12 protein-coding genes and 1 pseudogene are annotated in these 14,527 nt (G+C 60.5%); 4 read left to right on the top strand and 9 right to left on the bottom strand.

The features are described from left to right. Positions 1–124 precede the first annotated feature (124 nt). Both BFP95_RS30330 and BFP95_RS30325 read left to right on the top strand, forming a co-directional pair. Positions 125–1,141: pseudogene (locus BFP95_RS30330) on the top strand (methyl-accepting chemotaxis protein); the annotation flags it as partial. A gap of 39 nt (positions 1,142–1,180) precedes the next feature. Then, positions 1,181–2,044 carry a methyl-accepting chemotaxis protein gene (locus tag BFP95_RS30325; RefSeq protein WP_371905354.1) on the top strand — a complete coding sequence of 288 codons (864 nt, stop codon included), beginning with the start codon at positions 1,181–1,183 and terminating at the stop codon, positions 2,042–2,044. Positions 2,045–2,672: 628 nt separating this feature from the next. Here the strand turns inward: BFP95_RS30325 and BFP95_RS13070 are convergent. From BFP95_RS13070 to BFP95_RS13055, 4 genes are all read right to left on the bottom strand, one after another. Then, complete coding sequence (locus tag BFP95_RS13070; RefSeq protein ID WP_065874682.1) at positions 2,673–3,041, bottom strand: glyoxalase superfamily protein; 369 nt, start codon at positions 3,039–3,041, stop codon at positions 2,673–2,675. A 162-nt stretch (positions 3,042–3,203) separates the two neighbouring features. Then, positions 3,204–4,670, bottom strand: a complete 1,467-nt coding sequence (locus tag BFP95_RS13065; protein WP_065874681.1) for an N-acyl-D-amino-acid deacylase family protein — start codon at positions 4,668–4,670, stop codon at positions 3,204–3,206. A 1-nt stretch (position 4,671) separates the two neighbouring features. After that, positions 4,672–5,532 carry a MurR/RpiR family transcriptional regulator gene (locus BFP95_RS13060; protein WP_065874680.1) on the bottom strand — a complete coding sequence of 287 codons (861 nt, stop codon included), beginning with the start codon at positions 5,530–5,532 and terminating at the stop codon, positions 4,672–4,674. Positions 5,533–5,544: 12 nt separating this feature from the next. After that, complete coding sequence (locus tag BFP95_RS13055) at positions 5,545–6,894, bottom strand: GntT/GntP/DsdX family permease (RefSeq protein ID WP_065874688.1); 1,350 nt, start codon at positions 6,892–6,894, stop codon at positions 5,545–5,547. Between the two features lie 248 nt (positions 6,895–7,142). Here BFP95_RS13055 and BFP95_RS13050 point away from each other — a divergent pair, with 248 nt between their 5' ends. Next, complete coding sequence (locus BFP95_RS13050; protein WP_065874679.1) at positions 7,143–7,523, top strand: lysozyme inhibitor LprI family protein; 381 nt, start codon at positions 7,143–7,145, stop codon at positions 7,521–7,523. Between the two features lie 4 nt (positions 7,524–7,527). Here the strand turns inward: BFP95_RS13050 and BFP95_RS13045 are convergent, their stop codons facing one another. The 4 genes from BFP95_RS13045 to BFP95_RS13030 form a co-directional block, all read right to left on the bottom strand. Further along, entirely contained in the window at positions 7,528–8,973 is a 1,446-nt protein-coding gene (locus tag BFP95_RS13045) for a SulP family inorganic anion transporter (RefSeq protein WP_065880725.1), read from the bottom strand. Between the two features lie 195 nt (positions 8,974–9,168). Beyond that, positions 9,169–10,062, bottom strand: coding sequence for an NAD-dependent epimerase/dehydratase family protein (locus BFP95_RS13040; protein ID WP_065910244.1), 894 nt, complete (start codon positions 10,060–10,062; stop codon positions 9,169–9,171). A 237-nt stretch (positions 10,063–10,299) separates the two neighbouring features. After that, complete coding sequence (locus BFP95_RS13035) at positions 10,300–11,196, bottom strand: LysR family transcriptional regulator (protein ID WP_065910242.1); 897 nt, start codon at positions 11,194–11,196, stop codon at positions 10,300–10,302. A gap of 60 nt (positions 11,197–11,256) precedes the next feature. Beyond that, entirely contained in the window at positions 11,257–12,021 is a 765-nt protein-coding gene (locus tag BFP95_RS13030; protein WP_065874675.1) for a sulfite exporter TauE/SafE family protein, read from the bottom strand. A gap of 187 nt (positions 12,022–12,208) precedes the next feature. On the opposite strand from BFP95_RS13030, the gene BFP95_RS13025 reads away from it, so the two are divergent. Further along, positions 12,209–13,105 carry a LysR substrate-binding domain-containing protein gene (locus BFP95_RS13025; protein WP_065880722.1) on the top strand — a complete coding sequence of 299 codons (897 nt, stop codon included), beginning with the start codon at positions 12,209–12,211 and terminating at the stop codon, positions 13,103–13,105. Here BFP95_RS13025 and BFP95_RS13020 read toward each other — a convergent pair. Next, positions 13,051–14,457: an amino acid permease gene (locus BFP95_RS13020; protein WP_065880721.1), complete on the bottom strand. Its 1,407-nt coding sequence runs from the start codon at positions 14,455–14,457 to the stop codon at positions 13,051–13,053. The genes BFP95_RS13025 and BFP95_RS13020 overlap by 55 nt on opposite strands. Positions 14,458–14,527: the final 70 nt, after the last annotated feature.

The following is a 14,527-nucleotide window of genomic DNA, read 5'->3' as shown; positions in this document are numbered from 1 at the left end:
GAGTCATTCGGGCGACAAAAGTATTTCAGGTTCACACATTGCCGCCGATACAGGCCTACATAACTCGGCTGGCCCCAACAACAACACCGTCCAGCACACCGAAATCATTCTTGCGGAGTATTCGATGAACAGCTGGTTCGGCAACATCAGCGTCAACCTCAAACTCGGCCTGGGCTTTGGCCTGGTGCTGGTTCTCACCTCGATCCTGGCCCTCACCGGCTGGACCAGCCTGGGCGGCCTGATCGACCGCAGCAACTGGATGAGCGACATCACCCAGCTCAACGCCTCCCTGACCAAACTGCGAATCGTGCGCCTGCAGTACATGCTCGCCAACGGCGACGAAGCCGTGGCGCAGAACGTACAGACCAACCTGGACACCTTCGTTGCCCAGCAACAGAAACTGCTGGACAGCTTCAAGAGCCCGGAAAACCTCAAGCTGCTCAACGAGCAGAAATCCATCATCACCGCTTATCAGCAATCGCTGAACAAAATGCGTGAGGCTTACCGTAACGGCAACGCCTCGCGCCAGTTGATGGGCGACAAGGCCGACATTGCCAATGAACAAATCAATGCGCTGGAGTCCAGCGTGAAGCAGATGCCTGACAGTTCGGAGCGCTTCGCACAGTTCCAGGCCGTCGCCGATGCCAAGATGCAATTCCAGTTGGCCCGCTACGAAGTGCGCGGCTACACCGGCAACGTCAACCCGGACACCGAAGCCCGCGCCGCCGAGCAAATCGAAAAAGCCATTGCAGGCTTGAAAGGCCTGAATACTGCCTTTGGCACCAGCCAGCAAAGCGCATTGACCGCATTGGAAACAGCCTTGGGTGCCTATCGCAGCGCCGTGCAAAACTACAAGGCCGCCAACGCCAACATCGTGTCCGCCCGTGCCGAGATGACCACCCAGGGCGCCGATATCGTTACGATCAGCGACAAATTGTATGAGATCCAACTGACCCGTCGCGACGCCGAAAGCGCCCAGGCCCGCAGCCTGCAGTTGATCAGCACACTGCTGGCGCTGCTGGTCGGCGTTATCGCCGCGTGGGTCATCACTCGCCAGATCACTCGCCCGATCCAGGACACCCTGGCCGTGGTGGAACGCATTGCCTCCGGCGACCTGAGCCACAACATCCAAGTGACCCGTCGCGATGAACTGGGTGTGCTGCAACAAGGCATCCAGCGCATGGGCACCACCTTGCGTGAGTTGATCAGCGGCATTCGCGACGGCGTGACGCAGATCGCCAGCGCCGCCGAGGAACTGTCGGCCGTGACCGAGCAGACCAGCGCCGGTGTGAACAGCCAGAAAATCGAGACCGACCAGGTCGCCACCGCGATGCACGAAATGACCGCCACCGTGCAGGAAGTGGCACGCAACGCCGAGCAAGCCTCCCTGGCCGCGGCCGATGCCGACGGCCAAGCCCGCGCCGGCGACAAAGTGGTCGCCGAGGCCATTGCCCAGATCGAGCGCCTGGCCGCTGAAGTGGCGCGCTCCACCGACGCCATGACCCATCTGCAACAAGAGAGCAACAAGATCGGCAGCGTGATGGACGTGATCAAGGCCGTGGCCGAACAGACCAACCTGCTGGCCCTCAACGCGGCGATTGAAGCGGCGCGTGCCGGTGAAGCCGGTCGTGGGTTTGCCGTGGTGGCCGATGAAGTGCGCGGCCTGGCCCAGCGCACCCAGAAATCCACTGAAGAAATCGAAGGCCTGGTCGCCGGCTTGCAGAACGGTACTCAGCAAGTCGCCGCGGTGATGAACAACAGCCGCAACCTCACCGACAGCAGCGTCGAGCTGACACGCAAGGCTGGCGTGTCCCTGGAAAACATCACCCGAACGGTGTCGAACATCCAGTCGATGAACCAGCAGATTGCCGCAGCGGCCGAGCAGCAAAGCGCGGTGGCTGAAGAAATCAGCCGCAGCATTGTGAATGTGCGCGATGTGTCGGAGCAGACGGCGACGGCGAGTGATGAGACGGCCAAGTCGAGTGTGGAACTGGCGCGGTTGGGTAGCCAGTTGCAGCAGATGGTCAGCCACTTCCGGGTTTAAGAAACCAAAAAGCCGCCTCGGCCTAGACCGAAGCGGCTCCACTTCTCAGACCTTAACGGTCATCAAAGCTGTCCCGCAGGAACTTCCATACGTGATAAGCACGCAGGCAGTTCACTACGAGGTTCCATGTACGTCGTGCAAACTTAAACATACTCGGCCCTCCGTAAGTTGGGCCTTACCTCCAGCGCACTTACCGGAACACGTGAGCCTTCAGATGCACGTCAATGCTTCCTTTGAGGCGGCCGGGTTTATGATCCTTCCACATGTATCCGGCACGGAGTGCAAGTCCGTGGCGGTCGGTCGAAATCTTCGCGTTAACCCAGCCAACCTGTAAAACGACGAACGTGAAACCGAGCCGATACTAACCCGACCTTCCAGCTGAAGGTGTGACGGTCGGCGCCCGAATACCCGCTTACCCCCTTCAAATCTGTTGCTACTTTTTACAGATAATACTGATACATCAAAAAATGTAACCGCTCAGTATCAAACCTTGCATGACAGACTTCAGGGGCCTTAATATCGCGATGCACGTCATTGCTCCTTTGAAGCCGCAACCCCAGCCGCAAACTGGGATTGCAATAAAAAACCGCCCTACTAAGGCGGTTTTTTACTGCCTGCGATTTACCCCTCAGCCCTCACCTTCCTCGGCAAACACCACCCGATTCCCAAACGGGTCCTTGATGCTCATCTCGCGCGAGCCCCAAGGCGTGTCCTCAACCTCAGGCTTGGCATAACGGTAATCCTTGCCCGCCAATTGCTGCTGATAGGCGTCCACGCCCTGCGCCTGAATGCGTACCGCCGAACCTGGCGAGGCGTCGCCATGATGCTCAGTCAAATGCAGCACGCACTCACCCAGCGACACCTGCAGGTACAACGGATAATTCGCCTCGAAACGATGCTGCCAATCCACCTTGAATCCCAGGAAGTCGACGTAGAACTCCAATGCCTTGGCCTCGTCGAAAATCCGCAAAATGGGGGTGACTTTTCCTAAGTGCATGTATCCGCCTCCGTGTCTGAAAACCACAACTATAGAGGGTTTCCCGTGTTGAATGACAGATCGCAATCGCAGGCAAGCCAGCTCTCACTGTTGATCGCATTTATCCAGCCACATTCGGTCAACTGTGGGCGCTGGCTTGCCTGCGATGAACGATAACCCGGTCTATCCACCCACCACGAATCCACGGCGCAAATCCCCACTGCGCGCCAGGAAGCGACCTGCGCGCAGGCCTTTCGCATGCCCGTCGCTGTAGCTCAACACGCCATTGACCCACACACCATCGATGCCTTCCGCCGCCCGCTGTGGCTCTTTGAAATCCGCCACATCGCGCACGCGCAGCGGATCGAACAACACCAGGTCGGCCCAGTGCCCTTCACGGATTTCACCGCGCCCGGCCAAACCAAACCGCGCCGCCGACAAGCCGGTCATTTTGTGCACCGCCGTGTGCAGCGGAAACAACCCGACATCCCGGCTGAAATGCCCCAATACCCGTGGAAACGCCCCCCATAAACGCGGATGTGGAAACGGGTCTTCCGGCAGCCCATCCGACCCGACCATCGACAATGGATGCGCCAGGATCTTGCGCACATCTTCTTCATCCATCCCGTAATACACAGCCCCTGCCGGTTGCAGGCGGCGCGCTGCATCCATCAACGAAATACCCCACTCGGCGGCGATGTCCTGCAAGTCGCGCCCGCCCAATTCGGGGTGCGGTGTCGACCAGGTGATGGTGATCCGAAACGCGTCAGTTACCTGCTTGAGGTCCAGGGTCGAAGAACTCGCCGCATAGGGATAACAATCACACCCCACTGGATGGGTTTTCGCAGCCGCTTCCAACGATGCCAGCAACTGCGGGCTACGCCCCCAATTCCCCGCGCCGGCGCATTTGAGGTGGGAAATAATCACCGGCGCCTTGGCATGCCGGCCAATCAAAAACGCCTCGTCCATCGCCTCCAGCACCGGCTCGAATTCACTGCGCAAATGGGTGGTGTACACCGCGCCAAACGCGGTGAGTTCTTCACTCAGTTGCAGCACTTCATCAGTCTCGGCATTGAACGCACTGGCATAGGCCAGGCCTGTGGATAAACCAAGGGCGCCGGCCTCGAGGCTTTCCTGCAACTGCACGCGCATGGCGGCGATCTCATCCAGCGAGGCGCTGCGGTGCAGGTCGTCCATATGGTTGCTGCGCAATGCTGTGTGGCCGATCAGTGCGGCGACGTTCACCGCCGGATGCGCCCCGTCCACCGCCGCGCGGTAGTCGGCAAACCGTGGGTAAGTGAACGCCTCGCGCGTGCCCAACAAATTCATCGGGTCCGGTGGATCGCTGCGCAAACTCACCGGCGAGGCGCTGATGCCACAATTGCCGACGATCACCGTGGTCACACCCTGGCTGAGCTTGGGCAGCATTTGCGGATGGCGAATCACCACGGTGTCATCGTGGGTGTGCACGTCGATAAAACCCGGCGCCAGCACGCGTCCCATGGCGTCGATTTCATGCTCGGCCACGGCCGCCGACAAGTCACCGATCGTCTCGATGCGCCCGTCGCGCAACCCCACATCAGCAACGTAGCCGGGCGTATTGCGACCATCGATGATCAGCGCCTGGCGTATCAACGTGTCGTACTTCATATCAGTCTCCAAGCGGCAGGCTGTCGGGGCCGCCGCGGTAATCGTCCAGGGCCAGCTTGATCCGGCGCAGGCGTTCCTGGTTGTCGTCGGGCATGGCCAGCGCCAGCTCGGTGGCGAGCAGGTCGATGGCCAGCAGCATGCCGTAGCGCGCGGCGGTGGGCTTGTAGATAAAACTGGTTTCGGCCGGTTGTAACGGCAGCAGCACATCCGCCAACTGGGCCAAGGGCGAATCGGCCAGGGTGATGGCGACGATACGCGCGTCGTAGTTGCGCGCCAGTTCCACCACGTCCAGTAACTCAGGGGTGAGGCCGGTCAGGGAACACACAATCAATGCATGCTCCGGGCCCAAGGTCGCTGCCGTGACGCGCATCATCACTGGGTCATGACAAGCCGCAATCGGATAGCCCAGGCGCACCAAGCGCACCTGTAATTCATCACTGCACAAGCTCGACGGGCCGCCCATGCCGAACGCGTGGATCATCCGTGCCTTGCCCAGCAGGCTGACCGCGTCAACGAAACTCGCCTGGTTGAAGCCCGACAAGTGCTGACGCAACGTCGCCTCGATATCACCCAGAATCTGCCGATGAAACGCCGATTGCTCCGGCAAGCCCGCCGGGTCCAAAAAGCGGCTGCCGACGCCACTGGCTTGGGCCAATTGCAAGCGCAAGTCGCGTAAATCCCGGCAGCCCACACTGCGCGCAAACCGCGACAAGGTCGCCGTGCTGACCTCGGCCCGCTGGGACAACGCTTCCAGGCTGGCCGAAGCGGCAAAGCCTACGTCCTCCAGCATCAGCCTGGCGATACGCCCTTCACCGGCGCTGAAGGAATCCTGGCGTGCGCGGATCTGGTAGAGGATGTCCATGGGGTCTCCGGGTTACAAAATGCAGGACAGACCGTACGTCAGACCAAAGGCGACAAGAGAGATCAATGTCTCCAGCACAGTCCAGGTCTTGAAGGTCTGGATCACCGTCATATTGAAGTATTCCTTGATCAGCCAGAAGCCGCCGTCGTTCACGTGGGAAAAGATCACCGAACCCGCGCCGGTGGCCAGCACCAGCAATTCGGGGTGTGGATAACCCAGGCCCATGGCGACCGGCGCCACCACGCCGGAGGCGGTGGTCATAGCGACAGTGGCAGAGCCTGTAGCAATACGCATCAGTGCAGCGAACAGCCAACCCATCACCAGCGGCGACAGATGGAAGGCATGGGCCAACCCGAGGATTTCGTTGGTGACGCCAGCGTCCACAAGGATTCGATTCAACCCGCCGCCCGCGCCCACCAGCAAAGTGATACTGGCGGTCGGCGCCAGGCACTCATTGGTAAACCTGAGGATCGACTCGCGGTTGAAGCCCTGGGCCAGGCCCAAGGTCCAGAAACTGACCAAAGTCGCCACCAACAACGCGATCACCGAGTTACCGATAAACAGCAGGAATTGATTAAAGCCCGTGCCCGGCGTGGAAATCACGTTGGCCCAGCCGCCAATCATCATCAACACCACCGGCAACAGGATAGTGCCCATGGTCAGCGCGAAGCTCGGCAGGCGCGTACGCGGTTCGCGGTCGATGAACTGGCGTTCCAGCGGGTTTTCCGCCGGCAGGTGAATACGCGGCACGATGAATTTGGCATAGACCGGGCCGGCAATGATTGCCGTGGGAATGCCGATCAAAATCGCATACAGCACGGTCTGCCCTACCGAGGCGTTGTACGCCAGTACCGCCATCATCGCCGCCGGGTGCGGCGGCACCAGCGCATGCACCACCGATAAACCGGCGACCATCGGCAAGCCGACCATCAGGATCGACACGCCCACGCGCCGCGCCACGGTAAAGGCGATCGGCACCAGCAACACAAAACCGACTTCGAAAAACAGCGGCAGCCCCACCAGGAACGCGATGCACACCATCGCCCAGTGCGCGTTGCGTTCGCCAAACCGGTTGATCAGCGTGCGCGCCACCTGCTCGGCACCGCCAGACTCGGCCATCATCTTGCCCAGCATGGTGCCCAGCGCCACCACCAAAGCAATATGCCCCAGGGTCTTGCCGACGCCTGCCTCGTAGGAACCCATGATGGTATCCGCCGGCATCCCGGCCATCAGCGCCAGGCCGATGGACACCAGGGTGATGACGATAAACGGGTTGAGCCGGTAACGTGCAATCAGCACGATCAAAGCAATGATGGCGATGGCAGCATATGCCAATAGCCCGAAGCCCGGTGATGCGGCCATGCGGTACTCCTCGGAAAGGGTCACGTCGAGTTGGTTGTGAAACTCATAAATCATTACCGAAGGGCATTTTCAAATTCTATGAAAGTAATTTTCGCCCACAGGTAAGCGCTGTCGCGTTGGGGTATGCGCGACAGCCGTGCATGAAAATTCGGGGGGTGTTCTTACATGAGGTTCAGAAAAGACTGGAAACTCAACGCGAGCGCTTGAGTCATAGAATGCACATCCCTCGAAGCCCAGGAAAATCGACCATGATTCGCACATCCCTTGCTGCCGGTACCGTGCTTCTCGCCCTGTGTGGCACTGCTTCAGCCGCCGACAACGCGGCCTTGAAAAAATGCATGGACGGCGCCAACACGACCGTAGAAATGGTCAGTTGCAACGTCAAGGAAGCCAAGGTCCAGGACACGCGCCTGAACAAGGCCTACAAAACCGCCCTCGCCGCCCAGAAAGGCTCGCGCAAGCAACAACTGCAAGACGTGCAGCGCCTGTGGATAAAGTACCGTGACGCCAATTGCGCCTTCGCAGGGTCCGCCACCGGCGGCACCATCGACCAGGTCAACGGTACCGGCTGCATGCTAGACATGACCCAGACCCGCGCCCAGGAACTGGAAAACCTGGTCGGGCCGTGATCACTTACTCATGATGTACCCGGGCGCGCTTGAGCAACTTCTTGCAGCGCTCGGACAAATGCAGCACCCGCAGATGCTTGCCAGCCTTGGTGTAGCGCTCGCGCAGGGTCATCAGTGCAGCAATCGCCGAGTAATCGACAAAGCTCAGGTGGCGGCAATCCAGCGTCACCTGGTCCGGATCATTGGCCGGATCGAATTGATTCAGGAACGGCGTGGTCGAGGCAAAGAACAGCGTGCCGTGCAGGCGATAGAGCTTGCTGCCATCGGCCTCCAGATGTTCATCGGCATACAACTCGCGCGCTTGTTGCCAGGCGAAATTCAACGCCGCGATCACAATGCCGCACAGCACCGCCGTGGCCAGATCGGTGAACACGGTGATCACCGTCACCGCGATAATCACCAGCACGTCATTGAGCGGCACTTTGTTGATCACGCGCAACGACGCCCAGGCGAAAGTCTGTTGCGACACCACAAACATCACCCCCACCAGCGCCGCCAGCGGAATCCGCTCGATAAACGGCGACAGAAACAGAATGAACAGCAAGATCATCACCCCGGCAAACACCCCGGAGAAACGCCCGCGCCCGCCGGAGCTGAGGTTAATCACGGTTTGCCCGATCATCGCGCAACCGCCCATGCCGCCGAACAGGCCCGAGACCATATTCGCTGCACCCAGGGCCACGCTTTCGCGGTCGGGGTAGCCACGGGTCTCAGTGATTTCGTCGGTGAGGTTGAGGGTGAGCAGGGTTTCCAACAGACCAACCATCGCCATCAGGAACGCGTAGGGCGCGATGATGCCGAGGGTTTCCAGGGTCCAGGGGATTTGCGGCAGCGCAAACGTTGGCAGGCCGCCGGCGATGTGGGCCATGTCGCCAAGGGTGCGGGTCGGCAGGCCAAGGAGGTAGACCGCCAGGCCGACGCCGAGGATCGCCACCAACGCGGGCGGCACGGCACGGGTGATGCGCGGCAGCAGGTAGACGATGGCCATGGTCACCAGCACCAGGCCGGCCATCACGTACAGCGGCGTACCGCTGAGCCAGGTCTCACCGCTTTTGAAATGCTCCAACTGTGCCAGGGCGATGATAATCGCCAGGCCGTTGACGAAGCCGAGCATCACCGGGTGCGGCACCATGCGCACCAGCTTGCCCAGGCGCAGCAGGCCGAAAGCAACCATGATTAACCCGCCCAGCAATACCGTGGCCAGCAGATACTCCACGCCGTGTTGCACCACCAACGCAACAATCACGACGGCCATCGAGCCTGCCGCACCGGACACCATGCCGGGGCGACCACCAAACAACGCCGTGAGGGTGCAGATGATAAAAGCGCCGTAGAGCCCCATCAGCGGGTTGAGATGGGCCACCAGGGCAAAGGCGATGCATTCGGGCAGCAACGCAAAAGACGTGGTGAGGCCGGCCAGGGCATCGGCGCGCAGACGGATGAGGTTCATGAGGTACCAGGGTAATGCGGGGGATAAGGCGGGGAATGGTACGGAATTGAGCGCGGTGGGGCCAGTGTCGGGTGAGCCCGTCAGACCGAGTGGCCCCTATCGCAGGCAAGCCAGCTCCCACATTTGAATGTATTCACAAATCAAAATGTGGAGCTGGCTTGCCTGCGAAGGCAGCACCTCGGTCTCAAGTGACCATCACACCATCTCGTGGCGAATCCACTCCACAACGCAAGTCCGCTTCGGCGCCCAGCCCAACAGTTCACGGGCATGCTTGCCTCGCACGCGGCTGTTGGAGCCCAAACCATAATTCGCCATTTCATAGCCCCACTCGGCCTCGGCGTCGGCCAGTGGCCAATCCTGCGGTTTACCCAGTTTCAAGGCTTCGGCAATGGCCGTGGTCATGTCGATAAACGACGCCTCGCCGCTTTCCACGAAGTAAAAAGTGCCTGGCACATTCTTGGCCAGCGCCAGCACGTACAGCGCAACCACGTCTTCAATATGCACATTGGACCAAATGTTCTGCCCGCTGCCCACATGACGCACCACCCCGCTCTTGCGGGCTTGCTTGAGCAGACGCGGCAATTGCACGCTGTCGCGCTTCACGCCCAGGCTGTGGCCGTAGATCAACGTGTTGCAGATCACTGCCGAATTCACACCGTCCTGAGCGGCGGCCAGGATCAGGTTATCGATGGCGACACGGGCAGCTTTATCGACAGTCGGTTCAGGAAGGTTGTCTTCGAAGTAAATGACATCACTTTCTTTGCCGCCCGACGCATCACCGACGATGCTCGAACCGCTGGTGTGCAGGAACGGCTTGTTCGAGCCCTTCAATGCCGCCAGCAGGGTTTCAACGGCCACACGATGGTCGCTGCTCGCGGCATTGATCACCGTATCGGCCTTTTGCGCCTGCTCGGTCAACACCGCGCTGTCATCCAGGGTGCCGATTACCGGGGTGATGCCCAGGGCGGTCAGCTCGGCGGCTTGTTCGGCGCTGCGTACCAGGCCGGTAACGGTGTGGCCGGCCTTGACCAGGCCAGTGGCGATGGAACCACCGATAAAACCTGCTGCGCCGGTTACGAATACGTTCATGGAGAGTGCTCCTGACTGGGTAAGTAATGGCCGCATTGTTACGGCACCCGACCTGTCGAATAAGCCCCATTCACCCAATTCATTCTTGCGTGGAGGTCAAGAATCCCGTAGCAGCTGCCAAGCGCCAGCGAGGCTGCGTTTGCAGCACCGCCGTTATGAGCCAGGCACATAATCGAGTCGCGCCTGACGCAGCCTCGCTGGCGCTCGACAGCTGCTACGGTTGCCTTTGTGCACTACTTAGCAGGCATACCGCGCCAGCTTGGCCTGAATAAAGTCGAGGAAACACTGGATACGCAACGCCAGTTGCGAGTTGCGGTAGAACACCGCGTGGATCGGTTGGCGATAGCCACTGTTGAACGCTTCCAGCACCGGCACCAGGCGCCCGGCGTCGATGTCGGCGACGGTCATGAAGTTCGACAGGCAGCAAATACCCTGGCCCTCCAGCGCCAACTGGCGCACGGTCTCGCCGCTGGAGGCGGCCACGCTGGGTTGGATCAGCCAGCGGTCACCGTCTGAATGGCGCAGCGGCCAGTGGTTGAGGGTTTCAGTCTGGGTGAACCCCAGCAAGGTGTGGTCCGCCAACTCAGCGACCGTGCTCGGCACGCCGTATTGCTTGAGGTAGTCGGGGCTGGCGAGGATATGCAGCGGCGTACTGCCAAGGGCCCGTGCATGCAGGGTGGAATCGGCCAGGGCGCCGATGCGAATGGCGATGTCGGTGCTTTGCTCAAGCAAATCGATAATCAGATCATCGCTGTTCAGCTCCAGCTGGATCTGCGGGTAGAGGCTGCGAAACTCGGCGATGTACGGCACGATGCCATGCAGCATGAACGGCACGGCGGCATTGATGCGCAGACGCCCGGCGGGCTTTTTCTGGCGCGACGACAGGCGTTCCTCCAGCTCATCCATCTGCGCCAGGATCACCTTGGCCTGCTCGAAGAAGTACTTGCCCTCCTCGGTCAGGTCCATGCGCCGCGTGGTGCGGTTGATCAGCGTGGTGTCGAGCTTGGCTTCCAGGCGCGACAAGGTGCGGCTGACCGCCGAGGGCGTCTGCCCGACCTGTTCGGCGGCGGCGGAAATCGAACCGCACTCAATCACGCTGACGAAGATCTGTAGCTCATCGGATCGGGCTTTCACACGCTGTCCTCTCTCATCGGTTCGCAGCAGCTTACACCGAGAGATTGAACTGCCGCGCCCTCAACCACTGATCAGCAGGTGAGCGCCCAATAGCGCCATGCCGATGAAAAATACGCGTTTGAACAGCACCGCACTGATGCGCTGGCGCAGCGCCTGGCCGAGCCACATGCCCAGCAGCGCCGGCACCAGCGCCAGCAGCGACGCGTTGATTTCGCCACCGCCCAGGGTGCCGCGCCAGGCTAAACCGGTGGCCAGTGCCAGGGTCGATACGGTGAACGACAGCCCCAGCGCCTGCACCAACGGGTCGCGGTTCAAGCCCAGGGCTTGCAGATACGGCACCGCAGGAATCACGAATACGCCAGTCGCCGAGGTAATGACGCCTGTGATCACTCCGCACAGAGGGCCGAGCCAGCGTTCGGTCTGGGGCTTGACCTTGAACGTGGGCAGGAACAATCCGCTGAGTGCGTAAAGTAGCAACGCCCCGCCCAATGCATGGACCACCCAGCCACCACCGTCCATGCCCAACCACAAAGTACCAAACCCAGTGCCGAGAAATATCAGCAGAAGCATCGGCCATAAACGTTTGGTCAACCCGCTCAAGTGGCCGCCGACCGCCAATTGCCAGAGGTTGGTGACCGTCGATGGAATGATCAGTAATGCCGCAGCCTGCGCCGGCAACATAGCCAGGCCGAGCAGGCCCATGGCGACGGTGGGAAGTCCGAGGCCGATCACGCCTTTGACGGTGCCGGCCAGCAGGAAGGTGCCGATCACCAGCAGGGTCAGCGCCGGGCCGATATTTTGGTAGAAGGCGAGGAAGGTATTCATGGAGGGATTGTGCGGCTTTTCGATGAGGGGTGAAATTCGCCATATACTGAGGCAGCCTCTTGTTTTGTGTGAGGCTGATGCCGTCATCGCAGGCAAGCCAGCTCCCACCGTTGAATGTGCTCACAAATCAAATGTGGGAGCTGGCTTGCCTGCGATGAGGCCAGTCCAATCACAGGGAAACCCCGCCATGCACTTTGACCTGATCGACCTGCGCCTCTACCTGCACATCCTCGACACCGGCAACATTACCGCCGGCGCCGCCCGCAGCCATCTATCATTGGCCGCCGCCAGCGCTCGCATTCGCGCAATGGAGGCCTCACTGGGCATCGAATTCCTTGAACGTGGCCGCCGAGGCGTAACGCCAACACCTGCCGGCAAAGCATTGGCCCGCCACGCCCGCCTGCTCTTGCAACAGGCCGAGCACCTGCAACAGGACCTGGCGGAATACGCCAACGGCATCAAAGGCCAGCTGCGCCTGCTGTGCAACACCACCGCCCTCAGCGAATACCTGCCCGAGCTGCTGGCGGACTTTTTGCGCGAGCACCCCAACCTCGATATTGACCTGCAAGAGCTTCCGAGCCTGCGCATCACCCAGGCCTTGCGTCAGGGCACGGCGGACCTTGGGATCATTTCCGACGCCGTAGACACCCACGGCCTGCAGACCCTGGCGTTTCGTGACGATCCGCTGGTGCTGATCATGCCGCTGGATCATCCGCTGACGACGCAACACGTGAGCTTCATCGCCAGCCTGCAACACGACTTCGTAGGCCTCGCCGCCAACAGCGCGCTGTCGGTGTACTTGGAAGAACAGGCGCTGCACGCAGGCTTTCGCTTGCAGACCCGCATCCGTGCCGAGGGTTTTGATGGCGTCATTCGCATGGTCGCCCGTGGCGCCGGCCTGGGTATCGTGCCCCAGGCCGCACTGGAGCGTGGGCAGCAAGAACGTCGCTTCAAGGCCCAACCGTTGCAAGAGGATTGGGCCTGCCGAAAGCTGCTGCTATGTGCGCGCTCGTTCGAACACCTGCCGGGCTACGCCAAAGCCTTGTTCGAGGCCTTGGCCCTGCCTTTGCGGAAAAACACGTAATATACCGCCGACAGAATCAATAGAAACGGCACACCAAACACCAGCGTCATCTTGAACGCCTCGGTGAAATAGGTGGTGATCATCACCGCGCCCATCAGCACCAGTCCCAGCAGGGTGCTGTACGGAAACAGCCGCAGCTGGAAGGATAACTTCGGCCCGCCGTGACGCTTGCGATAGCGCCGGAAAAACAGGTGCGTGAGGAAGATCATGAACCAGGTGAAGATCGCGCCAAACATCGAAATCGCCATCATCAAGGTGAACGAACTTTCCGGGTACACCACATTGAGCAGCGTCGCCAGGGCGATGCCCGAGCTGGACAGCAACAACGCGTTCAACGGAATGCCGCTCTTACTCAAGGCGCCCATGGACGTGGGCGCAAAGCCGGCGCGGGACAAGCTGAACATCATGCGCGTGGTGATGTAGAGCTGGCTGTTCATGGCCGACAGCGCCGCAATCAGAATTACAAAATTCATCACCCCGGTGGCGCCGGGAATGCCGATGGTCTGCATCACTGTGACGAATGGGCTTTGGGTTTGCCCGGCCTGGTTCCACGGCACGATGGCCAACATCAGCGCCAGGGTCAGCAGATAAAACACCACCAGGCGCACTATGGTGGCGCGGAAGGCTTTCTTCACTGCTTGTTCCGGGTCCGCCGCTTCACCGGCGGCCACCGCGATCATCTCCACGCTCAAGTAGCTGAAGATCGACACGATCACCGCGATCCACATGCCGCTCAAGCCATGGGGGAAAAAGCCGTCATGGGCCGTGTAGTGCTGCACGCCGTAGTCCGGGTTGCCGGAGCCGAACACCACGTACACCGCGAGAATAATGAAGCCGACGATGGCGCTGATCTTGATCGTCGAGAACCAGTATTCGAAGTTGCCGAAGGTCTTCACGCTGATCGCGTTGAGCACAATCAGCACGCTGGAAAACGACACGATCCACACCCATTCCGGTACGTTGGCGAACCAGTACTTCATGTACATCGCCACCGCCGTGACCTCGGCCCCCACCGCCAGCACAATCGCTGCCCAGTAGGCATACCGCACCAGAAAGCCCGCCAGCGGGCTGATATAGAACTCGGCGTAGGCGCCAAAGGAGCCCGAGGTGGAATGCGCCACGGTCATTTCCGCCAGACAGCCCATCAACAGCAAGGTGATCAGCGCGCCGATGGCGTAGCTCACCAGCACGCTGGGCCCGGCATAACCGATGGCGTAGGCGCTGCCCATGAACAGCCCGGTGCCGATGGCGCCACCGATGGCGATCATGCTCATCTGGCCGGAAGTGAGCTGGCGCCGCAGGCCCAGTTCGCGGTGGGTGATCTCTGCAAAGCCGTTGTCTGGCGTAGTCACGTGGTGTGCCCCTTTATTATTGTGAGGGTTGTTGCTGGCGCTGAACCCTGTGGGAGCTGGCTTGCCTGCG

The organism is Pseudomonas sp. 58 R 12 (assembly GCF_900005865.1).
Lineage (GTDB): Bacteria > Pseudomonadota > Gammaproteobacteria > Pseudomonadales > Pseudomonadaceae > Aquipseudomonas > Aquipseudomonas tritici.
This window is presented reverse-complemented; position numbering and strand designations above follow the sequence as displayed.